Source organism: Billgrantia sp. C5P2 (assembly GCF_051062895.2).
The window spans coordinates 2,051,806-2,076,228 of record NZ_CM128542.1 but is presented as its reverse complement, the minus strand read 5'-3'; the positions used below and the strand labels follow the sequence as shown (position 1 = coordinate 2,076,228).

Below are 24,423 nucleotides of genomic sequence, written 5' to 3'. Positions count from 1 at the left end.
ACGCTGAAAGTTACCCGTCTTGCCTGGCCAATGCTTTCTCCCAATGCCACGCATGGGCAACGATCTGGCTCAATCGGCCAAACTGCGGTTGCCAACCCAACGTTTGCCTGGCCAGGCTTGAATCGGCAACCAGCACTGCCGGGTCGCCCGGTCGGCGTGAACCCTCCCGCACGGCAATTTCGTAGCCATCCTGTCTTACCAGCTCCTGTGCCACGTCGATCACCGCATGCACGCTCGCCCCCTCCTCGTTTCCCAAGTTAAAGGTCATGGCTCCCTTGCACCTGCCCGAAGCCATGGCCTCCAAGGCCAAAGCGTGTGCCTCACACAAATCAGTCACGTGGACGTAATCGCGGATGCAAGTGCCATCCGGCGTAGGATAGTCGCGGCCAAACACCGTCACTGGCCCGCCCCGGCCGGATGCCGACTGTAGGACCAAGGGGATAAGGTGCGTCTCGGGGTCATGGCACTCCCCCAGCTCGCCGTCCGGATCAGCCCCGCTGGCATTGAAGTAGCGCAGGCTTACCGAGTTGAGCCTGTAGGCAGCCGCATAATCCTGCAAGACGCGCTCGACCATCCATTTGCTGGCCCCATAGGGGTTGATGGGTGAACGTGGGTGAGCTTCACCAATAGGAACCGCCACTGGCTCGCCATAGACCGCTGCCGTAGAAGAGAAGACGAAGTGGCGTACGCCATGACTGACCATGGCATCCAACAGGTTGAGCGTGTGAGCGACGTTGTTGCGGTAATACCGCGCGGGTGCGGCAACCGACTCACCCACCAGGCTGGAGCCGGCAAAGTGCATCACGCCATCGAAGCGGTTCTCACCGAAGAGCGAGGCCAATCGCTCGGTGTCTGCCGTACTGCCTACCACCAACCGGCCCCACTTCACCTGTGAAGCAAACCCCGTCGAGAGGTCGTCGAGCACCACGACCTCATGCCCCCCCAGCGCAAGTCGCTTCACCATATGCGAGCCGATGTAGCCAGCGCCACCTACCACTAATATTTTCATTTGCATGGAATTACCAAAAAAGGGCAACACCTAGCGTGTGCTTAGCCACCAACCGTGCGTACCCATTGATGCGGCTTGCCGCAACGGTACATCGTAGGAACTCCTCAGCTCAATAGCTCCAAGCAAAAGGCACGCCCCTACTGGCTTTTCACAATTTGCAGTAAGTACTGCCCATATCCTGTTTTGCTCAGCGCGTTGCCGCATTCGATCAGCTGCTCGGTTGTGATCCAACCGTTGCGCCAGGCTATCTCCTCCAGACAGGCGACTTTCAGGCCTTGGCGATGCTCGATGGTCTGCACATACTGGCTAGCTTCCAACAGGCTATCGTGGGTGCCTGTGTCCAGCCAGGCAAACCCACGCCCCAACCGTTCCACGCGCAAGTCACCGCGTTGCAGGTAGGCGTTGTTCACACTGGTAATTTCCAGCTCTCCACGATGACTGGGTTCGACCTGCTTGGCAATCTCCACGACATCGTTGTCGTAGAAGTAGAGGCCGGTGACAGCATAGGGAGATTTAGGCTGCACTGGCTTCTCTTCGATGGAGATCGCGCGGCCTTCTACATCAAATTCCACCACGCCGAAACGCTCGGGATCCTTGACCAGGTAGCCAAAGACAGTAGCGCCGCTCTTTTGTGCCGCTGCTCGCTGGAGCTGTATGCTGAAACCGTTCCCGTGGAAAACGTTATCACCGAGCACGAGACAGACCGAATCGTCGCCAATGAACTCCTCACCGATAATAAATGCCTGAGCCAGACCTTCGGGGCTGGGCTGGAGGGCGTACTCAAAGCGCACACCGAAATCGTTGCCATCACCCAGGAGATTCTCATACTGGGGCAGATCTTCAGGCGTGGAAATGATCAGGATCTCGCGAATGCCAGCGAGCATCAGCACCGAGATCGGATAGTAGATCATTGGTTTATCGTAGATCGGCAGGAGCTGTTTGGAGACACCGCGGGTGATGGGGTGAAGACGAGTACCGGAACCTCCGGCAAGAATGATGCCTTTCATTTGATTGACTCCATCACTTGTTTAGCTTCCAAGCACTGCAACAGCAACCATGCATTGTTGTGGCATCCAGTGCCACCTAGATCCGATTGCCCAGCCGTTCGCCTCGATAATTGCCATCCCTGATCCGCTGGCACCACGCCTGGTTATCCAAATACCATTGGACCGTTTTATGCAGCCCGGTTTCAAAAGTTTCCTGCGGTACCCAACCGAGTTCGCGCTCGACCTTGCCGGCGTCGATGGCGTAGCGCCGGTCATGGCCAGGACGATCCTCTACGGTGGTAATCAGGTCCCGATAGTGCTCAAGAGACAAGCCACGCCCAGCAGGCGGTGCCAACTCTTGTAGCAGGTCACAGAGAGTCTGAACCACCTCCAGATTCCGTTTTTCGTTGTGGCCGCCAATATTGTAGGTTTCCCCAATCTTCCCTTGCGCCACAACCCGATAGAGCGCGCGGGCGTGATCTTCCACATAGAGCCAATCTCGTATCTGGTCGCCCTTGCCATATACCGGTAAAGCCTTGCCTTCCAAGGCATTGAGGATCATCAAGGGGATCAGCTTCTCCGGGAAGTGATAAGGCCCGTAATTGTTGGAGCAGTTGCTCACCAGGGTTGGCAGGCCGAAGGTACGCTGCCAAGCCCGCACCAGATGATCTGAACTGGCCTTGCTGGCCGAATAGGGTGAGCTAGGCGCATAAGCGGTACGCTCAGTGAAAAGGTACGACAGCGCATCGCTCTCCTCATCCGGGTGTGGCAAATCCCCGTAAACCTCATCCGTAGAGATATGGTGAAAGCGAAACTCGGCCTTGCGCGCCGCCGTGAGACCCAGCCAGTAATGTCGCGCCACCTCCAACAGGGTGTAGGTTCCCACGATATTGGTCTGGATAAAATCTGCAGGGCCATCGATCGAACGGTCCACATGGCTCTCTGCGGCCAGATGCATCACCGCACCAGGCTGATAAGTGTCAAACACCCGCTCCAGCTCGCCTTGATTGCAAATATCAACTCGTTCGAAGCGATAGCGATCCGAGTGGCTAACTTCGTTGAGGTTGCCAAGGTTGCCTGCATAAGTCAGCTTGTCGACATTGACCACGCTGTCAGCGGTGTGTTGAATAATATGGCGAATCACGGCCGAACCGATAAAACCCGCTCCGCCTGTAATGAGAATTTTCATATAAACCGTATGTTCAAGCCAAGTTTGAATAAAATTCTATCGGGCGCCAAAACCGGTAAACAGGATACGCACTGTCTTGAGAGCAATCAGCACGTCCAGCCATAGTGATACGTGCTTGATGTAGTAGAAATCGTACTGCAGCTTCTTGGTCATACCCTGTACTTCGGCCGCATAACCCTGCTCTACCTGCGCCCAGCCAGTAATCCCCGGGCGCACGACATGACGATAGCTGAAAAACGGTACGTCCTCTTCATACCACTCGGAGAGAGACACCGACTCCGGCCGAGGGCCGATGAAGCTCATTTGTGCCTTCAAAATATTGAAAATCTGCGGCAGCTCGTCGATGCGATACTTTCGGATCACCTTGCCTACCCGTGTAATACGCGGGTCGTCTTCCGAGATGGTAAAGTCCTCACCGCTCATGTCGTGGTACATGCTGCGAAACTTGTACATCAAAAACGGCCTGGCGCGGTAGCCCATGCGCGGTTGCATGAAGAACACAGGGCCGGGGCTATCCAGCTTGATCACCACGGCCGTGACCAACATGATCGGCAACAACAACGGCAACAGAAGTATGGCACCAAGAGTATCGACGAAGCGCTTGAAGCGCAGGTACATCAGCGAGGGCAGCAGGCTACCGAACTCGTTCTCGGAAAGGCTATCGATCTGCACCCTGCCCGAAAGCGACTCATGGATCTGGCGAATGTGATAAACGGGAATATGGCATAGCGTACAGGTCGCCAGAAACTTCTCCCACTCCGGCGGTAGGTCCTCCGCTCGCAGGTCGGCCACCACGCCATCGACGCGAACCCCTTGCAGGTCGGGCTCGTCCAGCAAACGCAGGTCTAAGCGGCGGGTGTGGTGCAACAAACGCTTGGTATCGCCGAAAGGCACCAACGCCAACTTCAACATGCGGTAGCGGCGGCCAATGGAGTAACCCAGGTAGAACCACGCCAGGCTCACGATATAGCCACTGAACAGTACCTGGCGGGTATACCCCTCCCGGGTGAAAAACAGCAAAGCCACGGTAATCAAGAAGGCGATGGAAACCGTAGGCAGTATGTAGGCTGCCAACTGGGTGCCAGGGTAATCGCTTAGACGCCGAAGCGTCAGTGCGGAAGCCAGGAAAGCCCCCCCAACGGCAATAATTGTGTTGCTGCGCACGTCCGGCAAGTAGTGCCAGAATTCCCAGCCCCAGCGCTCCAGCGAAGGTAACAGAATAACCAACGGCAGCCCCACCAGGACATGGATACCCAACCCCAGCAGCAACACCTCATACCACCGGGAATGCCGGCGCTCGTACTTACGCTTCATTCGTCACCAGAGCCAAAGCTTGATCTGCCATGTTCGCCATGATCTTGTCACGCCGCCATTTCGTTACGAATGCCGGTCGCGGGCGGCAGTGTAACTCAAGTCGATCCAAGGCAGCGACAGCCGCTTCGACATCGCCCGGTGCGAACACCGCAGCGTTTTCTATCTCCTCCTTGACGAAATCAGCAGGGAAGCCCGCCAATCCAGCCCAGATGGGCCGGCCCGTCGTGGCATACTCGAACAGCTTGGAGGGAAGAACACTCTCCAGCGAAGGCAAGGTGTTCAAATGCAGGAAAAGCACATCGGCAGCGTAATAAGCCTCGAGCAGCGCCTCGCGTGGTACGGGATCTCGCACCTGCACGTTCTCAATGCCTCGTTCCGACAGTGCGCGGCATAAAGCTTCCCGCCCCGCCCCCGCACCAATAACGGTAAAGGCAACCCGCGTACTCAACCGCTCCGCCAGGTTCGGCAGGATGAGTTCCATTCCCTGGCCGGCCCCCAGGTTGCCAGCATAGAGTACACGCAGGGGCTGGCTTTCATCGGCATGAATTTTCTGATCAAAGAAACCAGATTCCGCCGCCTCGACAAAAGGGGGATCGATACCGTTGGTGTGCCAGGCAAAGCGTTGACGGGGATAGCGTGGCCGGAAATAGGGCTCGAATCCCCGCGAAACCAGGTTGATCCTGTCGGCGCGACCCAGCGCCCAACGCTCGAGCATGCCAAACAGTGGCGCCACAAGCCTGCCGGTGCCCCCGGGCAGCACGAAGGGCAGGTTCTCGACGAAATTGTCGCGTATATCCTGATAGAGCCGTGCTTTCTTCCTGCGCGCAACCCAGGCGCCGAGTACCGCCGTCATCAGGCGGGACGAAGTGGCGATCACCAGGTCGTAACGCTCTTGTTTAACCAGCCTACGCACCTGAAGTGCATAGGAGGCAAATGCACGAGCCTGGGAGGCCATGCCACGTCCCCCGCCCGAAACAGGCAGCCGTACGACTCTCACCTTACCTGAAAAGAGCGTTTCCACTGCAGGAGGTGAAGTTCCTTCAGCGACATACCGGCTGGGCCTGGTCGTAAGCACATGCAGTTCACCATGCGCAGGCAAACGACAGGCCAGCGCTTCTACCAAGGCTTCAGCACGAAAGGCACCGGCGCTGATATCCGGTGGGTAATAGAAACCAAGCAGAAGCACCCGCACGGAGCTCAACGCCCTGCCTTGGCGACCCGAGAAGCAGGCAGTACCCGCTCATACAGCTCGACCAGTGCTTGTTCCTGGCTCTCCCAATTGAGCGACTCGGCGGCCTGCTCCGCCTTGCTACGGTAATAGACCCTCAGGTCCAATGACTCCACCAACTGCCGGATGGCACCCGCCAAGGCTTCCGTATCGCCAGGAGGCACCAACAAACCCAGATCATGGTTACGCACTACCTTAGAAATCTCGGGCAGCTGGCTAGCCACTACCGGCAAACCGGCAATCACATACTCGAACAGTTTGTTGGAATCGGTAGTGAAGTGGTTGAGGCAAGTGTTCTCGATGGGTTGCACGCCGATATCCGCAGAAGCGGTATAGGACGGCAGCTCACTGAGCGCCACGGTAGGAATGAACCGTACCCGCTCCTTCAGCTCCAGCTTGGCCGTCAGCTCATGGAGCTCGTGGGCCTGCCGGCCCCCACCAATGAAAACGAAGTAGGCATTCAACACACTGGCGGCCGCTTCCACCAAACGGGGAAGCCCCCTGCCCGGCTGCAGCCCGCCTTGATAAAGCACGATCGGCCAAGGCTCGACCAGCCCCAACTCCTCCCGAATGCGGTTCGATCCCTTCACTTTGACCAGCCGAGGGCGATTCTGCAGCACCAGTGGGCGAGGTATGCCATAGGCGCGGGCAAAGAACTTGGCACGAGCGTCCGTCGTCGTAATGGTGCCGGCGGCCCTGGGCATGAGCTTCTTCTCCAACCAGCCAACCACGCCACGAAAGGCCTTGTACCCTTCACGGTCGGTACTGATCTCGTGGGCATCGTAAACCAGCGGCACCCGAGCGATTTTGGCCGCTATCCAGGCAGTTGGCAGTACATTCACATCGTGGGCATGGATGGCATCGGGGCGGGAACGCATGAGCTGGATGGCGAGCCCAGCATGGGTCCAGAGCCTAGCCACCAGCTTGAGCAACTGCCGTACAAAGGTTTCAGGCGGCGGAGCAGCAGCCTTCTGTGATTGTGGCTTTGTCTTCTCACTCTTCTTGGCGGCATTGCGTTCGGCTTCGAGGCGCTTACGCTTGCGAAGCTTCCACAATGGACTGCGAGCAACACGCACCACCTGAACACCAGAGGCTAGAGTTTCCCGCTCTTCCGTCACACCGGGGGTATGCAGGGCATGCACAACAACCTGATGTCCCATTGCCTGGAGGGTCTGCGCCTCCTTCAAAACTCGCGCGTCATTAAGAAATTCGTTCCAGACAATCATGGAAACAGTTGGCAAATCATTCTCCTCGCACCGTCAGGTTGAAGCCCTGGACGTCTCAGGCGCCACATCAAGACACCTCAAAATCCTAGGAATTAATTTCAAAGCACCAACAAAATTTTGGCGAGCATACATCTTTTCAAACGCATACATCAATGCAGAAAGGTTCACATCTTCAATAGAGACATTATGCAAAGCAGGGCGGGCTGATTTCGCTTCCTCCAGAGCACTACCCAATTTTTCGAACTGGCTGGTCTGCGTCGGCCAATTTGCGCCTATAGGCTCCAATGCCCAACGTCCCCAATGTATCATAACAAATTTACCATTATCTGCTTTTAGAATTAAATCAGCTTCTTGATCAGGATTGACAATGATTAAAGGCAACTCGCCAAGCCGGCATTTAATGGCCTCCAACTCCTTACCAAGCCGCTCTAAATAATCAACATGCTCACGCCCCAGCAGCTCAGCTACAGTATGGAGACGTTCCAGCATTACAGTATTAATACGCTGCCACAGAAGGGGGCGTGAACGAGTAAATCGAGAAAGGATTTTTTTCTCTGGTTCAATTGACATTAGTCGAGCTGAAACGCGATCCCTCACTCTCAAAAATTCTTTTTGCGACAACCGTTTTTCCGAATTCCATTGCATAACATTACACTGAAACCCCTCGACCTCATTAACACTAAGCAATTTCAAAGCCGGCAGATTAGTATCCTCAGCCAACAATGTGGCTTCATGCTTAGCCAAGGAGCTCCGGTTGGCGTTATACAGTTTAACAAGATACGCACCGTGAACGTTTTTATCAGGACCATACACCTGGACATGCAACGCCACTATATCTGACATGCCAAGCTTAAACCACTGGATTCTTAATTCATCAATCGGTCTAGAAACTACACCTTGCAATACATTTGAAAGCCACTCTTCCAGCTGTGGTGAACGAAACAGTGTCCAAAAATTTGTCTCATGCTGCTTTGGCTCATTGACCAAAACATGCCCATGAAAAAACAAAGCATTGAGCTTAAACCGTTGTATATATAAGCCTCTTAGGTCATTAACAATCCCGGTGATTCTCGAAAATCCCTGACGCATCATTATTAAAGATATGATAGCAACAAATAAACCTGGAGGATCGCCGGCAAGAAACTGGCCTACCATAAATGCGAATGCTAAAAGAAAGCCTATATTGGTCAAAGTGGTAACAATAGCTCCAGGCGCCGTGTCCAAGCCAGTCTTTATTTTCTCGACTTTAGAGTAGAGCAAAGCCACCACTAAAAAAGCCATCGCAACATAAAAAGCAATGAATATTAACAGCTCAGGATACAGCCAAAAAAGCGCTACAGCGACCAGAAATAAAAACACACTACTTGCCAAACTACTTGAATAGCGTTGAAAACCTCGACGAGCAATTCCTTCTTGGTTTTCAAACAATGTCACTTTATGGCTTTTTAACAACAAATAATTAGCACCACGATGCGATCCAAATGATATGATTTTTTCGGCAACCATGTAAGCTATATAGAAACCAATAGCCGCTATACTTAGAGCTATAACAAGAACATCTTTATTATAATTAGCAAGAAAAGAGGGAAAGTAGCGAGGAACCCCACCTGAACCTAGCAACATGATAATTTTCAAAGGCAGCAAGAACGCTAACAGTATCGAAAACTGAGATACTAGAGTAGCCATAACTATCACAAACGTATCCCACGGCACAACCTTAAAAAACTTATTGCCGATAGAGAAAGACCACCTAATAGTAGTCATGATGTGGCTTAACAATTCATAAGCTCCGTAGTTAGCAAGAGGGCGCCAAGTACAAATCTGAAAGGATTAGCAATACTAAAATCTCTATATGTTTCATAAATACAATGCTAGACTAGCCACGCAAAGTGCTCGGAAATAATCAGGGAAATCTCTTTGTTTCCCATAATTTTATCATAATCTAAAGAGGACATTTTTTCAGGTTTTCGGCCTACGGCATTTTGAGACGAATTTGTGTTACTCTTACCAATCAAAGAATCAAGAAAGTCGTCATCAGCATTTATTTCTAACGGATGAAAAACCTTTTCTTGAAAGAATTTTCGGGGCTCACCACCCAGCCTTAAGACGTCCAAATTTAAAAGATGCACTCGCCCTTTAGCTCTGGAAGACGCCTGAACATATCTGCGGTATGATTCATTATAACATTCTATGAAAGCATTAACGTTTTCAAAAGCATTCCATGGCATATTTTGAAATGAAGACCATACATCAAAGGGGTTACGTAAACAATAAAAATAACAAGCCTGTACACCAGCGCCCTTAAAATGTCTCTCATAAGCATCAAAAAAGAATTCGCTTCTGGGCGTCTTATGCCCAACATAAAGATGCCCAGATTTATTCTTTGCCCTCCCCATCGACATGCTTTTAAATGCTTCAAAAATAAAAGAAAGTTTTTTTTCATCCCACCTTTGCTTTCTCGCCGCGTCCCTACTGTGCTCCTTATCTAAAGTATCTAAAAGCGAGATGAACCTAGCCATTGCAGAATGGGGAATCTCACCATAAAGGAGAACGGACTCATGCGATGATAAAATATCTGCAAAATATCTTGTTCCAGACCGACCCATACCCATTACGATCAGCGGTATCATATCTTTATCCACATTCAGCACAATAAATTATAATTACAATCGCCTTTAATTTTATCCATCAGCGATTTGTAATAAAACGAAGTGTAATGAAAAGGAGAGACTCCCCATTTATGATTCTCATCAGCTACGAAATATTTATCTTCAAATGAATAGAATTGATCTTTACCAAGAATGCGGCGCATATAGCCATAGCGCTGAGAGAGCAAATCATTTTCTTCCTTTATGCGATCCGCGGCAAAACCTTGGATTGATTTTCCATGATCGGTTTTAGTCGCCCAATAAACTTCATTAACCCTTATTTTTTCTTTTTTTCCACAATTCACAAGACAACTTAATAACTTTTCAAAACCTTGCCTCCATAATACTTCATACTCCTCACTGCCATGTGGAATAATCCGACCAACCGGCTTGCCATTAAGCCCTTTCAAAAACTCAACCGATCGAGTAGCATAGCAATCTTCTGACTGTTCTACGAGATCGAATCTATCATCGATCAAGTCTACAATTAATAAATCAAAATCTGTGTTTTGTATTTTTTTTGTCATATTTTTTTTCATATCAAACTCCACCATTTTCTTTTGAAAGGGGGAATCAATATTGACAAGGATAGATTCATCAAACCATGATCTTCTCGATTGCGAAGCAAGACTAGTTCTGGCCATGTAACCAGCAAGCTTTAAATCATCATTGCTTGCATATGAGAAACCATCTCGAGTTACACAACTTCCTAATATTAATATTGAAACATTACCACTGATAGACATAGTATCGCCTAAGCTTATAGATATTTAATTTCATCAATGCGCAAGTAAATACTCGCCTATTTATCCAGGCATAAGAAATAAGATATAAAAAACATACACAATCGATTAGAAACACTTCATTAAATTAATGGCGACCTTTTTAATATCGAAATTACTTACCGTTATTTTTGCGTCAACTTTGATTGAATCATAACTAATTATTTTTTTAACCGCCCCCTTAATTTCATTCGCAATCCAATCCGCTGGATATATTTCACTAGCACCCTCCCAAGGAAGTATAATGGGGTGGCTTCCAGAAGCAGAGCCTTCTGCGACTGCTAAATGGAAACTTTCGTGATCACTAACGGACAGCACGTAGTCGATGCCTGAATACCACTCCGGCATATCGTTTCCGTGAGAGTCGAAGAATACCGCCCCTTTGAGTAGCGGATCCTCTTTCAAGCGACGATATTGTGTTTCGTACCAAGCCATTTCTTCGGTGCGCTTCGCCATCCAGGGATAGTCTTCAGAACGCTTGCCCTTGACTCGTAGGGTGTAACCACCATCCTCCTTGCGCAGTTCCTTGAGAATATCCAGCGCGCGATCCAGACGCTTGCTTTGCGGCACCATGCCCACCAGGCCCAGCACCTTACCATTCGTTTGTTTCCGCGGTATAGCCCGCATTGCGTCTATATCCACGCCATTGAAGATCACGATACCGTTGCATTTTAATGCCGAGTTTCGCTTCTCAGCCTTGCGCAACATGTGCGGCCCTACGAAGATCACCGTGTCAAATTTTTCGAAGGGCACCTCGTCAAACAGCGCACTACGCAGTTCTTGGGCATGCAGCCGGCCCACTAACTTTTGCCCTTCCCGCTTATGGTTGCCGTACCAGATGGCATTGCCCAACATCCACTCGCAGAATACCGTATCAGCTTGGCGAACCAGTCGTTTGCTGGCGGTTTCGTTATGCTGGTTGTGGCCGCTCCAGAAGTCGAGGAGCAGACGAATGCTTGCCTGGGTGAAGTAGGGGTAGAATGGTTTGATGAACTTGAGGTCATGCCCAGCGATCACTACCGTTTTCTTCGGCGGAATGCTGGGTGGATGCTCATGGGCTTGGGCAGGCTTGCGCAAGGCCAGCGTTGGCTGTAACGCAGCCCAGTCGCTCAGTTCCTTGAGCGCTATGTCTGCTGGGGGACAGAGCAGTTGTAAGCCAGGGTCAATGGCCTGGCTTTCCAGAGCAACGCCTGGCCACTCGCCTTCATCTGGACTATCGCGACGCACAAAGCCGATGCGCGTTTGTGGAGCGTAACGAGTGGGCCAGGCCAAGTCTTCGAGATCTTCGGGCTCCAAGTCTTCCAGCACATGTGGATCGGCCAGTACCCATAGTGAATCGCTTTGTATGATCTCCCCCTCAGAGGTGGCACATGCGATATCTGCGGCATCGAGCCGTGCCTGGGTGCCAGCTTGCCACTGGCTGGCGATTACGCGCAGGGGGCGTAGCGTCTGAGCCAAGAGGCGATCTACGGCAGCGTCCGATATATCGCTAGTGACTAGCTGCAGGCGGGGCGGCTGAGGGGCATAAATCATCATGCCCGCGGTCCGCAACATCTGTGCCAGGCGAAGCTCGGTTGTATGCGCTCGCATTACTGCTCGAGCCCCCCTTAGCGCCACCCGCCAACGGTACGCTGGGTGGTGCAATAGGTTTTCGAGCACTTGGGCAGCATCGCTTTCGATGCGCACGATCTGCCCCGCTCCTTCCAGATAACGATTCATACCAAGTGCTGGGCCAGAGATGATCGGCGAGCCACAGGCGGCAGCTTCAATCACCCGGCGCGAGAACATGGTAGGGGAATCCAGTACCGAGTTGACGTTGATCTGGACCGGGTGGGCTTTGTAGGCCTCGATCATTTCTTCGTAGCTCAGGCTGCCGACCACATATCCGTCCAGGCCGCCTGGGTACTTGTAAGGGGATTCGGGGTCGTCGTGCTGGCGATCGTAGATCGTGAGGCCCAGCGGGGCCGCAGCACTCATGATCTTGTCCATGTACTCGGTGCGTTCGGGGTAGCGCTTGCCGTAGTAGGTTCCGCCATAGGCCGCCGTTGGCTGCCATTCACGGGCTGAGGGTAGAAGGTTGTGGATCTTCGGCGAGGCGTAGAAGGGGCAGCTGCTGGCGGTTAGGGTCAGCGCACCGGGGGTGGCCAAGTAGGGAATGATTCGCCGGCTGTCGGTGGTAAAGACGTGATCGCACAGGGCGGCGGTCTTGCGGAAGCGATCGAAGTGAACCGGGTCTTCCTTGTTCCAGAACAGCGAGGGGATGCCCTGCTCGCGGCAGTGGGCCAGCAACTCGGTGACCGGCGCGAACTCTTCCTCGCTGTAGTAGCCGACCTTGCGGTGCCACTGCCCATCGTTGCCCTTCCAAGCGGACTCCACGAACATGGCGTCAATGGGCTGACTGGCCAGCTCCTCCCGCCAATTCTCCAGAGAAAGCGGCACTATTTTGACGGCGCTCGTCAGCGTATCGGTAGTGAACTTATCGGCGATCAAGCCCAGGGTGATCTGCTCCAAGCGCTTGGCAGCGACAGGCTGGGCCTTGGCCGTAGCCACTGCGGTATCACGGCGTACACGCTCCAGAGCATTGGCGTAGCGGCAGGTGACATGGTTCCAGGTGCGCTCCTGCTCGATCCAGGCACGGGCTGCCTGTCCCAGGCGCTTGCGCTGTTCGGGGCTGTCGATGAGCTGCTTCAGCGCAGCAGACAGAGCCTCGGCGCTGTCTTTCCTAAACAGGCTAGCACGCGCACCGTTGGGCCCGGCCATGGTCTTGTGGGGCGACACATCCGAGAGCACAACGGCCTTGCCCATCGCCATGGCTTCCAGCGGCTTGAGGGCAGAGACCATTTCCGTCACCGCTGATGAAAGGCGCGGAACGGGCATGATATCCATGCAGGAGAGGTAGCGCGGCACCTGATCGAAGGGCACTCGGCCAGTAAAGCGGCACTCCCCCTCAATATCCAGTTCTTTGGCCTTAGCTTTGACTGTATCGATAACCTTACCATCGCCCACCAGCACGAAGGTGAAGGCCTGGCCTTTCTGTTTGAGCTGTGCCAAGGCCTCCATCAGCAGTTCCAGGCCCTCGTAGGCTACAGCGCTGCCTGCATAGCCGATGACCGGCACGCCGGGCTTGAGGTTGAGTTCTTTGGCGATCGCGGCATCCGGCCCCATGGGCTGGAAGCGCTCGGCGTTGACAGCGTTGGGCACCACCACGATACGATCGCGGGCAACGCCCCAGTTGGCCAGCTCCTCGGCCAGCTCTTCAGTCAGGGTAATGACCAGATCCGCCTCGCGGGCGGCCTGTTGCTCAAGTTCGCGCATTAGTTCATAGCGCTCAGAGCCCGCCCACTCGGACTGGGTGGAAGCTTGCGTAACCTCCCATAGACCGCGCACTTCATACACGAACGGCAGCCCCAGACGGCGGGCAGCCATCAACGCCGGCAGTGCGGTGATGTGATTGGAGGCGGCGACGATAATCTCGGATCCACTGGTCTGGGCTTCTCGCACGTAATGATCAGCGGCTTGGGCCAGGTAGAAGTCCAGTGATGTCGTAGCCAGATTCCAGCCCGCAATGGCAGCGTAAGATACGCCTTCCAATTCGGCCTCATGGTAGCCCGCATTAAGACAGTTAGCTCCTTCATCCCAGGGAAAGCCAGGACGCGTGGTGGCGCGTACCTGCCAACCCGCCTGTTGTAGACCCACCGCAACACCATGGGAACGTGTCGAATAGCCATTTGTGGCATGCGGCACCGACTGATGCAGGCAGTAGAGAAGATGCTTGTGGCGAGTCATGAGGCCGGGATTAGGCTGGCGAGGAGGAATAAACCAACCTCCTTTCAACCGAAGAAGCCCATTGAGCTGGTTGAGAAGTTCTAGTTCTTTGCTATTGAGCTTCAAGCCATTATCTTCTAACTTCTTTAGCATGGATAAAGAGCCTGAAATACAGCCATACCTATAGAACGCCTCCTTGGCCTCATTCAGTTCTGCTTTATTTATATACCTCCGTAATTTTTCCACCAGCCGAGAAGGAGAGGTTAGGGGCTGGACCAAGCCCTTAATTCCAAATCTTGCTTTTACCAAAGACTCATATATGCCAATCCTTTTTAATAGCTTCTTCAGCCTGTATTTCCCTCTCATATCCCGCCTTCCCTATATTTAGGCTGTACATTGCTTACTTAAAACGAGCATAGCTTTCCCATACGCCACGACTATCCACAAGATAAGTCTGATCAAGCTTGTCGGCGAGAATTGCTTTGAAGGGTCTGTGATCCACTAGAAGCACTATCACATCGGCAGCCTCCAAGGCATTCGGATGGTCAACCAGCCTGGCGCCAACAAGCTTGCCTTCAGGCAAGACCTTAATATTTGGCTCCACTACCAGAAACTGGCCCGGATGCACCGCTACAATGGCCTCCGCGATCTTCAAGGCGGGACTTTCCCGCAGGTCATCTATATCAGCCTTGAAGGCCAGGCCAAAGCAGGCGATCGTCACATCCTTCGCAGTCTTGTCGGGATTGGCTGACAGGAACTTACCCACCGCCTCGTTGACCTTGTCGATTACCCACTGCGGCTTGCCATCGTTAACCTCCCTCGCGGTACGGATCAGGCGGGCTTCATCCGGCGTCTCGCTGACAATGAACCAAGGGTCGACCGCAATGCAGTGACCGCCTACGCCTGGACCGGGCTGCAGGATATTCACTCGTGGGTGTCTGTTGGCCAGGCGAATCAGCTCCCACACGTTGATATCGAGCTTATCGCAGATAATGGAAAGCTCATTGGCAAAGGCGATGTTCACATCGCGAAAGCTGTTCTCGGTGAGTTTGGCCATCTCGGCGGTGCGCGCGGTGGTGGCAATGCACTCCCCTTGCACGAAAATCTTGTAGAGACCGGTGGCCGCCTTGGAGCATTTCTCCGTCATACCCCCAATTAATCGATCGTTCTCAACCAGCTCTCGTATCACATGACCGGGAAGCACTCGCTCAGGGCAATGGGCAATACGAATGTCCGATTCTTCCCCATGGGTTTGCGGAAAGCTGAGGTCCGGGCGCGCTTCTGCAAGACATGCTGCCATGCGTTCGGTGGCCCCCACAGGAGAGGTGGATTCCAGAATGACAAGGTTGCCCCTTTCCAGTACCGGGGCGATGGCCTTACTGGCCGCTTCGATATAGCTCAGATCCGGCACATGATTATCACCGCTTTCGGCCTTAAAGGGGGTGGGTACAGCAATCAGGAACGCATCAGCCGACTCCGGGCTGGTGGTGGCACGCAAGTACCCTTCTTTTACTGCGGCATGCACGATCATATCGAGCTCGGGCTCGACAATATGGATCTCGCCCTTATTGATGGTATCAACCGCATGCTGGTTGATGTCCACGCCGACAACTTTCTTGCGACGAGAAGCGATGACAGCGGCGGTTGGCAGGCCAATGTAGCCTAGGCCAATGACGGAGATGGTGTTGAAGTCCATGTGTGTATGTCCGGTGAGGAAGGGTACTTTTGAATGAATGTCAGGAGCGTCTACAGCGTTAATCGTCTAGTGACTCGGCGCCCTAGAAGGAGGTACTGGCTAGGGTCTCGAGTATGCGCTGGCACGCCTTGCCGTCGCCGTAGGGGTTATGGGCGTAACTCATGGCTTCATAGGCGGTGGTGTCAGTCAGCAAGGTGTGCATTTCGCTGACGATGCGCTCCACATCGGTTCCCACCAGCCTGACGGTGCCTGCATCCACGGCCTCGGGACGCTCGGTGGTGTCGCGCATCACCAGCACCGGCTTACCGAGTGACGGGGCCTCTTCTTGCACGCCACCGGAATCGGTGAGGATCAGGTGGGCGCGGTTCATCAAGTAGACGAACGGCAGGTAGTCCAGCGGCTCGATCAAGTGAACGTTTTCGATATTTGACAAGAGGCGGTTGACCGGCTCGCGCACGTTGGGATTGAGATGCACCGGGTAGACGATCTGGGTCTCAGGATGGCGAGCGGCCGTATCATGCAGGGCCTGGCAGATACGTTCGAAGCCGCCACCGAAACTCTCGCGACGATGGCCGGTCACCAGTATCAGCTTGCGCTCGGCATCCAGGAAATCGAATCGTTCGGCAAACTGCTGTTGGAAAACCGGGCTGGCATCGAGCTTACGCACCACGTCGAGCAGTGCGTCGATCACTGTATTACCGGTCACGTGCACCTTGGTTGGGGCCACACCCTCATTGAGCAGGTTCTGCCGGGAGCGATACGTGGGGGCGAAGTGCAGCTCGGCTAGGGCGCCGGTGAGCTTTCGGTTAGCCTCTTCCGGCCAGGGCGAGTAGATATTGCCGGTGCGCAGCCCCGCTTCCACGTGCCCAACGGGAATCTTCTGATAATAGGCAGCCAGTGTGGCAGACAGCGTAGTCGAGGTATCGCCGTGAACCAGCACGATATCGGGCTTTACCTCTGCCAGTACCCCTTTCATGCCCTGCAGGATCGCTGTGGTCACATCAGTGAGATCCTGTCCCGGCTTCATAATGTTCAGGTCATGGTCAGGCTTGAGTTCAAACAGATCCAGCACCTGGTCTAGCATTTCACGGTGCTGACCGGTCACGCAAACCTGGGCGTCGAAACGCGTATCGCCAGCGAGAGACAGGGCTAAAGGAGCCATTTTTATGGCTTCGGGGCGCGTGCCGAACACGCATAGAGTCTTGATAGGCATAAATTTGTATATTTCGTGAATGGTAAATCGAATGAGCAACTGGTTTACGCTATTTACTCGACGGTTACTGACTTCTCAGGTTACGCGGCTTATCCATATCGGAACCCTTGATCCGAGCACACCGATAATCTTCTAGACCTTAACTTCATCTACCCCCGAAAACTCACGATAGATCCCGTTTTCAACGAGAACATCGCGTACATCGTTATCTGTAACGATCCCTGAGCCAAAAACACGCTGCCTTGCAGCTATTTCCGAATATTTTCTGCGACGCTCCGCCACATGGCCAGTATTCTCAGCTTCTAAGCCATTTCTTTTAGTCAGTGAATTATCTCCCCATAAACCCAATACCAAAGGTTTATCGAGAACTTTAACCTTCTCTTCACCAAGAAGCTGGATACATGCCTCATGAAACTCCGTATCAGCAGCCACCACGCTCTGTCTAAACTTAGGTATTATCGAAAAAACTTCCCGCTTCACCATGGTTGAAACTACACAGAAACGATAAATTTTTCCATCCACAAAGAAGATGGCTCTTCCTTTCGGATCCATTCGTATCCAGCGGGTACTGCAAACAGGTACATCATTTCTCAACATAAATTCTAACTGTTTTTCTAGCTTTTGAGGATGTGCCCAATCATCGGAGTCATGAAAAGAAATATACTCACCCTCGGAAATTTTCAGTAGCGCATTTCTTATATTATAAGTACCTTGATTCAATCTTGATTTAAAAACCTTTATTCTTTTGTCTTTTTCAGCCAGCGCCAAGATAGCATTCAAACTGTCATCCTCACTTCTGTCATCACATACAAGAATTTCGATATTTTTGTATGTTTGGCATAATAAGGAGCGTAATGCATAGGTTATGGTATCTTCGGAGTTGAAACAAGATACAATGATAGAGACTAAACCACGTTCTTGACTTGTTTTTTCCTCAGCCATGTCAACATTTAGCGTTGACAGAACATTTTCAGAGCAGAGATCAACTTGACCAATGCCTTTTAATCCACTTTCAAAGAACAGGCGATTTAATGTCTTCAAATATGCATCAGAATCTCTCTTTAGTGCAGCGAGGTTTAACTCGAGACCAAATTTCTGCTCAAAAAGTGCATGATCAATGTATTCTGACCTTAAAAAAAATTCGATTTTTTTTGCATCCTCATGAGCATCAAATACTAAGTCGTTTACCGAATCACCCTTTCTTACCAAGCCACCCAGATCATCATCCAAGGTTTTTATAACTTCTTCGGGCAAGTGGATCTTTTTAAAAAAAGCTTCATTTTTTTTTCTTAGCCGAACCAAGAAATCTTGGTCTGCACTTAATAGAAATGCTATTTTAATATGCCCTAACAACTTCAATTGCTTTCTTCTTTCTAAAGCATTAATATTGTCTATCAATAAACTAATCAACTCAAGATATGATTGCAGCATTTGGACACTTCGTAACGCTGCAGCGCAATCAACTAAATTGTTGAGTTTTTGAGATTTTTGCGGATGCCCGACTCCTGAATTCGTAACTTTAGCCTTGATATACTTATTAGACTTCTCCGAGCAGTAATAATAGACTTGATCATGAGACTGAAGAAAATTTTTCTTTCTAACATACTCTATTAGAAAATCCAGCGCTCCAACATTTCTTCCTAATCGCTCTCTGCGTTCCAACAAATCCAAATATGTTACCTGCATGCTCCCCCCAATGCCTTGCCGATGTTTGTAGACATGATATTGGCTAGGTTCTCGACTCAAGCATGGCAAGAAACTTCCTCCCCCTGATAACTCAATCGACAAGAATTAGCAACTGCTCACCAATGCAGCCAAAAACAAGCCCTGCGCCCATGCGATCCTCTTAACGATCACGCCAGTGGTTACGTATATTTGCGGAATTTTTAAGGAAGAGTCTCAGATCCGGAGTGATTACATCAGTCTAGATGTACTCGAAATTCTCGCTTCGTCCAGTGTTTATGTTATCAAAGTGTTAGCTGCTGCTAGGCAAGATCAGTCCGATGGCATCCCTAATACTTGGCCCGACTAGCAGTACAAAGCAAAAAATACACCACCAACTTAGCGGCTGGTAGAATTACTAAAAGACGCATCCACAAAATCACAACCCACGACAAAATTTTTATTGAGAGAGTGCCCCACTAACTCGACGGTGAGTACGATCTCGTGCAGCCTCGGTCGCAAGACCAGATCAGCCTGCTGAGCCGAAGTCAAAGCGCAGAGCCTGGTCGACTCGGGTGAAACAAAAACAAAGCTGGCTTACAACCTTGGCCCAGCTTGAGCCAATCCACCATTGGATCGTAAGACGTCCCTAAAGTCAGAAGTGGATGGCTGCGAACAGCCAGGTTATCACTTGCAGCATAAAATTATTAAATCATACGAAGGCATCCGAGGCTCGCGGCATGAAGGCGTAGGGCAGCTGTGCCATCAGGCCGATGACTTAGGATGCGGCGGGCATAGCGCAGCGGGTTTACAGATATTAAGGATGCAGCATTTCATAGCCAAAAATTGAAAACTCTTCTTTAAATATTTTATTTATTATAGATATCTGTTGTTCGTAAGCACATCCCTCATATCAAGCGAGTTAGCACTCATTCGTCTTTTATAGTGCCCAACTTTTGTTGCCGTTTTAATTCCTGTCCCCTTCAGTTATGTCTCGTGCAAATATGACACATGTGGTTGCCGGCACTTGGCTAGGCGCTTACGACGAATAGACGGCCCAGATCACTAATCCGCCTCTCCCTACTTTGGCGCTAGACACCGTCTCGCCTATCACGCCTGCAACGCGCCGGGATAAGCATGCCAGCGGTAGCCTTATCCGTGCTAGCCAAGTAACAATAGCAGGTAGGTACTGCACACCCCTGGTAGCCAACTACTAATAACGTCGGCGAGAGAGGTAACAAATAAAAAAGCTTCTAACGCATAAAAAATATTAGGCATGTATTGCATGCGCTGTATACAGGTAAAGTAGCTAGACTAATATGCGGCAATTATCATTTGAGAGTTGTTAAAGCTATCCCTAACTTTAAATTTTTAATATGGTTAAATATCATCAATTCTTTTCATCATAGCCATAGTTGTGAAAAACTCCTTACCTGCTTTATTAGCCAGAAGCAACTCAGCCTCTAAATACTCTTTCCGAGATTCACAGTCCGACAGATCTTGGATTTTTTTCCTTGCATTTCGTAACTGCTGCTGCGCCTTCTCGCGAGCTGCAATGTTTATGTGCGCAAAATTACACCATGCCATGAAACCTTGCATGATTCCTTGGCAATAGTTAATCTTATCTATTAATTTTTCCCGGTCATAATCATAACCACGGAAATCTGCAAGAAAATTATTTAATTCCTGCACACAAATATTTGAGATAATAATATCGTCTTTTTTGGATCGATCAGCCGACTTATCAACTAATTCACTTAAGTCGCAGTTCTTAGTCAAAGCAATGTTATGATTTCGCAAATGTTCACGCAGACCCTCCAAAGTTGATTCAGGGGAAGAGAACCAGTCTTCGTAATGTACAAAGAAACATTCGGTGCCGACATACCTCAGCGCATCAATTGTCCTTGATAACCAACTAGACTCCACAGCTTCAGGTGAAAGGTTATATTGTCGAAGATGTGAGCCGGCAGTCGCTTTAAATTCACGAATGGCAAAAAGATATACAGGTGTAATTTTTAGTTCATTAAAAATTAAATTCCATAGCGGTAAAAAAAAGCTCATGCGCGGATCCTTCAGCGCAAAAACAGAGTTATTCTCTAGCCTATCTAAGAGAATGTCTCTAAGCTTTTTCTTGGCCCTTAATGTAGCCTCCTTATTCATCCAGCCATCAGGAAGTGGAATAAGAGGATTACTTCCTAACTCTTTTAGTAAAATTGAATGAACCTCAAAGATATCTTTATCTTCTTTTGGACCATATTTGTTCGCTGCACTTGGTTGATTTAGTTTCTCTGATAAAGCTATGCCCTGATGTTCGAGAATTTGCATAAGCAACGAAGTGCCTGAACGCCCGGGTCCCAAAACAATAATAATTTTTTTACCTATATTTAATTGATTCATGTCAGTCCGTATCCCGAGGAACTAGGAGCATAAAGAATATTTTGATATTAGCTCATCTGCTAAGCATGCATTGATATGAGTAAAGACCAATATGTAATTTTCCATGAAGTTTAAGATTCAAAAAAATCACAATCAAAGCCATCACAGATTTTGATCGACCTTTTAATTAAATCGGCGTCATTCTGCTTCCAAGTATGGTGATCTTTGTTATTCGCCCTAAACACAACAAAATTAAAATCATCCGTAATTAAAACCGTATGCTCCTTCTCCAAACAGCCAATATAAAAATCGGAGTCTACAGAAGAGCGTACATTCTCTGCAAAAGGAACACTTTCTATAAGCTCCTTTCTTCCGAAAAAAGTAGCGCCAGACATATGTACGGAGTGCTCCCGACTGCAAAGTATATCACTTTTATCAATAGCCAACGGGTTACGTAGGAAAACCGCATTATAAGCTTCGAAATAAGTGTATCCCATTTTCTTACCAATTAAGTCACATGGAAGATATCTTGATGACAAATGATAGTCAAATATATAGTTTTTTCCATATTGGTCATCATCATCCATTTTTGCCCAGTAGTCACCAGAAGAACGGTTGATAGCAAAGTTCAAGCAAAAACCTATATTTCTCTCACAACCAATTTGATACACTTGCGCATTCGGCACGCTATCTTTTATATATTTAACTATCCCTGAGAAGTCTTCCACAAAAGAATTTATTATTACAATCAATTCTTTTTCTACATATGATTGAGCTAAATAATTTTTAATTATGTTATCTAAGTGGTGAGGGCGCTTTGTGATAGTAATACAGCTAATCCTGATGTTCTTGTCCTTTACTTCAACACCAACATCAACTGCCATTTGTTTTAATCTCTGGCTAACTGTGTACTCGGAATGAACTTTTCTCCAAGCGTTCTGTGCCTTCGACTTAAGCTCTAATGGATTATTTTTTAAATAGTCTAATCTCTTGTTAAGGCTTTCAAAATCATTATAAAACTCTACCCATTTCCCAATATCACCTAAATCCATCTCGCCGTAACAAATAACAAGTGACTTTGCAGCCAAGGCCTCAACAATCTCCTTCCGAAGTTTTGCTGAGGATTTTAATGTCTTTGATGTTATTAGAAGAACATTAAATTCTTTAAGCGCCTGTAGACGCTGTTTGTAAGTAATGCAACCTATGATATTTTCTTTATAATCCGGAAAATCTAATAGCTTATTTTTCTTAAACTTCCAATTCGAGTCAAATACAAGAAGATCATCCCTATTCAGTGAAGTTAAAAGATCCCTATTTTCTTTATATTCAATCAAGTCCGCCCAGCCATCATACATAACATACAAATTTGTAAAAGTTGTTGCTATCTTTGTCTTAACAGGATTGTTGATCTCAGGTACAATACCTAAAGGTGCATACGCAATATGCTTGCTCGTTTGACTCTTAAACCATTGCACTGCCTGCTCTTCTGCAACATAAATAAAATCAAATAAGTCAACAATATCTAAGAAAAAAGAACAGTGCTCATAGGCTTCAGTGTACCAAAACACCGTCGGCACTTTTCTCTCTTTAAACTGAAGAAAAAGCTCTTTTAGACTTTCTTCTTGATTTCGGTTTAGCGAGGATTCAAGAGTTGACTCAACTAAAAGAAAGTCAATGTCTTCCGTTGGAAATCCACTATTAATCCTTTTCGATAAGTCTATTATATCACAGACTTTCTGAATACGATCACAAAGCTGATTGCTGCCAAAAAAAGCGACATTTAATCCAAGCGCTCTTTTCGCAGTGTGTGGCTTTATATCTTTTTCTACAAAATAATTACATTCATGAATAATTTTGTTTGAGTAATTTTCATCATCATTCAGTAGCTTCTCGGGACTCGAAACTTTCCCGCTTTTTAGCTCCATAGAGTTTGAGCCGTTCAATTCTTGAGATTTTGTATTTTTTTCCAACTCAGGGGGAAAAAATAATCTTTTTTTATTACCTAAGCCTTCTTCAATATCGTCTTTGCTCGCTTGTAGATATTTACTTTCTATTCTTAATAGCTCTTGTTTTCCTAACAGAAGAGAATTACCTAAAACTTGCTTATTAAAACTCATATATAAGCCACTAGCAGCACCTGCTAATGCAACTATAGCTTGTCCTAGTACGTCCATTCCAATTTCAGTTGGCGTCGAAACAATAAGTGCATAATCGTAACGCAACTTAGGAAGCAAGCTGGAAAAAGTGCGCTTCTCTACTGACAGCACAATCACGGATAGTCTTCCAGCAAATTCACGCACTAAGTTAAGATGGCTGGTTCGTGGTTCATTGAACAGTACAAATACTTCCACCGGCTTATAAGTATTGATCTTAATAAACTGTTCAAGAAATTTTCTAGCCGCCTGCGCATCATTGCCGGCGCGGAGCAGAACGGAAATGCCTGCCTGGCTCACGTTGTCGTCCCCAATTCTAGGTTCACTGATAAAGCACTTGAAAGTTTTGGAGCGTAGTTTTTCCAAATATACTCGATAGTCTGCCCCGAGTTGCTGACGCTCACGTTTGGCTTGTAGACGAGCGCCTTGCGCATAGTCGTGATAGAGAAGAAGCTTTGGCCAATAGAGAACTTGGAATGCAGGGTCGAGCCGCTGGCAACGCTCGGTCAGCTCCTTACCCTCATGACCAAACATTAGTGGGTCAAAACCGCCAGCGGCGCGAAAGACACTTCGCCTAATGGCCATATTGCCTTCCAGAGTGAAAGCTGATGGTACCGTTTCCTCACCTTGATCATAGTGAGGGATACTTGCACCACTCGCGGTGAGTGGCAGTATCCTCCCCCGGACGCCGATGACATTCGGTTTGTGCAACGCCTGCTCGGCTTGATGCAAGTAGTCCTCGCATACTTGGCCATCATCATCAACGAAAACCAGCACCGAGCCACGCGAAAAGTAGGCACCGATGTTGCGCGCCTCGGATGGCAGCAGATTCATCGGGCACTGCACATGCAAAATAGGCCTGTGCTTCAAAGCTGACTGAAGGGACTCATTACCGCCGTTGTCGATTAAAATGACTTCAAAGGCTGGGTGCGTCTGGGCCAAGAGAGTATCGAGGCACTCTAGCAAGCCTGGCCCAGCCGCATAGCTAACGATAATAACCGAACAGCTCGGTAAGCCACCTAATAAACGTCGATCCTCATGCTGAAAAGCTTCATACCGAATGAGATGCCGATAATCCGCCAAGGCAAGACGGGCTTGTGAAAAACATCGCTGCGTAAAGTGCGCCCTCGCCTTCTGAAAAGCCGTTAGCGCAATCTGATTATCGGCGCTCATATC

General features: G+C 49.6%; 15 protein-coding genes. All 15 read right to left on the bottom strand.

Annotated elements, in window-relative coordinates:
• Positions 1-10 precede the first annotated feature (10 nt).
• The 15 genes from galE to ACRWQA_RS09410 all read right to left on the bottom strand — a co-directional run bounded on the left by galE (position 11) and on the right by ACRWQA_RS09410 (position 24,420).
• Positions 11-1,015, bottom strand: a complete 1,005-nt coding sequence (gene galE, locus ACRWQA_RS09480; protein ID WP_446326276.1) for a UDP-glucose 4-epimerase GalE — start codon at positions 1,013-1,015, stop codon at positions 11-13.
• Positions 1,016-1,146: 131 nt separating this feature from the next.
• Complete coding sequence (gene rfbA / locus ACRWQA_RS09475) at positions 1,147-2,016, bottom strand: glucose-1-phosphate thymidylyltransferase RfbA (RefSeq protein ID WP_434228333.1); 870 nt, start codon at positions 2,014-2,016, stop codon at positions 1,147-1,149.
• A 76-nt stretch (positions 2,017-2,092) separates the two neighbouring features.
• On the bottom strand, positions 2,093-3,184 hold the full coding sequence (gene rfbB / locus ACRWQA_RS09470) for a dTDP-glucose 4,6-dehydratase (RefSeq protein WP_434228335.1): 1,092 nt from the start codon (positions 3,182-3,184) through the stop codon (positions 2,093-2,095).
• Positions 3,185-3,220: 36 nt separating this feature from the next.
• Positions 3,221-4,498 carry an exopolysaccharide biosynthesis polyprenyl glycosylphosphotransferase gene (locus ACRWQA_RS09465; RefSeq protein WP_434228337.1) on the bottom strand — a complete coding sequence of 426 codons (1,278 nt, stop codon included), beginning with the start codon at positions 4,496-4,498 and terminating at the stop codon, positions 3,221-3,223.
• Positions 4,488-5,690 (bottom strand): glycosyltransferase family 4 protein, encoded by a 1,203-nt coding sequence (locus ACRWQA_RS09460; RefSeq protein WP_434228339.1) that lies wholly within the window; start codon positions 5,688-5,690, stop codon positions 4,488-4,490. The genes ACRWQA_RS09465 and ACRWQA_RS09460 overlap by 11 nt, the downstream gene beginning before the upstream one ends.
• A gap of 5 nt (positions 5,691-5,695) precedes the next feature.
• The gene (locus ACRWQA_RS09455; RefSeq protein ID WP_434228341.1) at positions 5,696-6,967 is read right to left on the bottom strand and encodes a glycosyltransferase family 4 protein; all 1,272 of its coding nucleotides are present in this window, start codon (positions 6,965-6,967) and stop codon (positions 5,696-5,698) included.
• A gap of 18 nt (positions 6,968-6,985) precedes the next feature.
• Positions 6,986-8,575 (bottom strand): hypothetical protein, encoded by a 1,590-nt coding sequence (locus ACRWQA_RS09450; RefSeq protein ID WP_446326275.1) that lies wholly within the window; start codon positions 8,573-8,575, stop codon positions 6,986-6,988.
• Positions 8,576-8,823: 248 nt separating this feature from the next.
• A complete protein-coding gene (locus ACRWQA_RS09445; RefSeq protein WP_434228345.1) occupies positions 8,824-9,582 on the bottom strand; it encodes a sulfotransferase in 759 nt (252 codons plus the stop codon).
• A 14-nt stretch (positions 9,583-9,596) separates the two neighbouring features.
• The gene (locus tag ACRWQA_RS09440; RefSeq protein ID WP_434228348.1) at positions 9,597-10,346 is read right to left on the bottom strand and encodes a DUF6270 domain-containing protein; all 750 of its coding nucleotides are present in this window, start codon (positions 10,344-10,346) and stop codon (positions 9,597-9,599) included.
• A gap of 105 nt (positions 10,347-10,451) precedes the next feature.
• Positions 10,452-14,300: a glycosyltransferase gene (locus ACRWQA_RS09435; protein WP_434228349.1), complete on the bottom strand. Its 3,849-nt coding sequence runs from the start codon at positions 14,298-14,300 to the stop codon at positions 10,452-10,454.
• A 247-nt stretch (positions 14,301-14,547) separates the two neighbouring features.
• Entirely contained in the window at positions 14,548-15,843 is a 1,296-nt protein-coding gene (gene wecC, locus ACRWQA_RS09430; RefSeq protein ID WP_434228351.1) for a UDP-N-acetyl-D-mannosamine dehydrogenase, read from the bottom strand.
• Between the two features lie 82 nt (positions 15,844-15,925).
• On the bottom strand, positions 15,926-17,050 hold the full coding sequence (gene wecB, locus ACRWQA_RS09425; protein WP_434228432.1) for a non-hydrolyzing UDP-N-acetylglucosamine 2-epimerase: 1,125 nt from the start codon (positions 17,048-17,050) through the stop codon (positions 15,926-15,928).
• A 138-nt stretch (positions 17,051-17,188) separates the two neighbouring features.
• Positions 17,189-18,742: a glycosyltransferase family 2 protein gene (locus tag ACRWQA_RS09420; RefSeq protein ID WP_446326274.1), complete on the bottom strand. Its 1,554-nt coding sequence runs from the start codon at positions 18,740-18,742 to the stop codon at positions 17,189-17,191.
• A 1,356-nt stretch (positions 18,743-20,098) separates the two neighbouring features.
• Positions 20,099-21,115: a hypothetical protein gene (locus ACRWQA_RS09415; RefSeq protein WP_434228354.1), complete on the bottom strand. Its 1,017-nt coding sequence runs from the start codon at positions 21,113-21,115 to the stop codon at positions 20,099-20,101.
• A 110-nt stretch (positions 21,116-21,225) separates the two neighbouring features.
• On the bottom strand, positions 21,226-24,420 hold the full coding sequence (locus tag ACRWQA_RS09410; protein ID WP_434228355.1) for a glycosyltransferase: 3,195 nt from the start codon (positions 24,418-24,420) through the stop codon (positions 21,226-21,228).
• Positions 24,421-24,423: the final 3 nt, after the last annotated feature.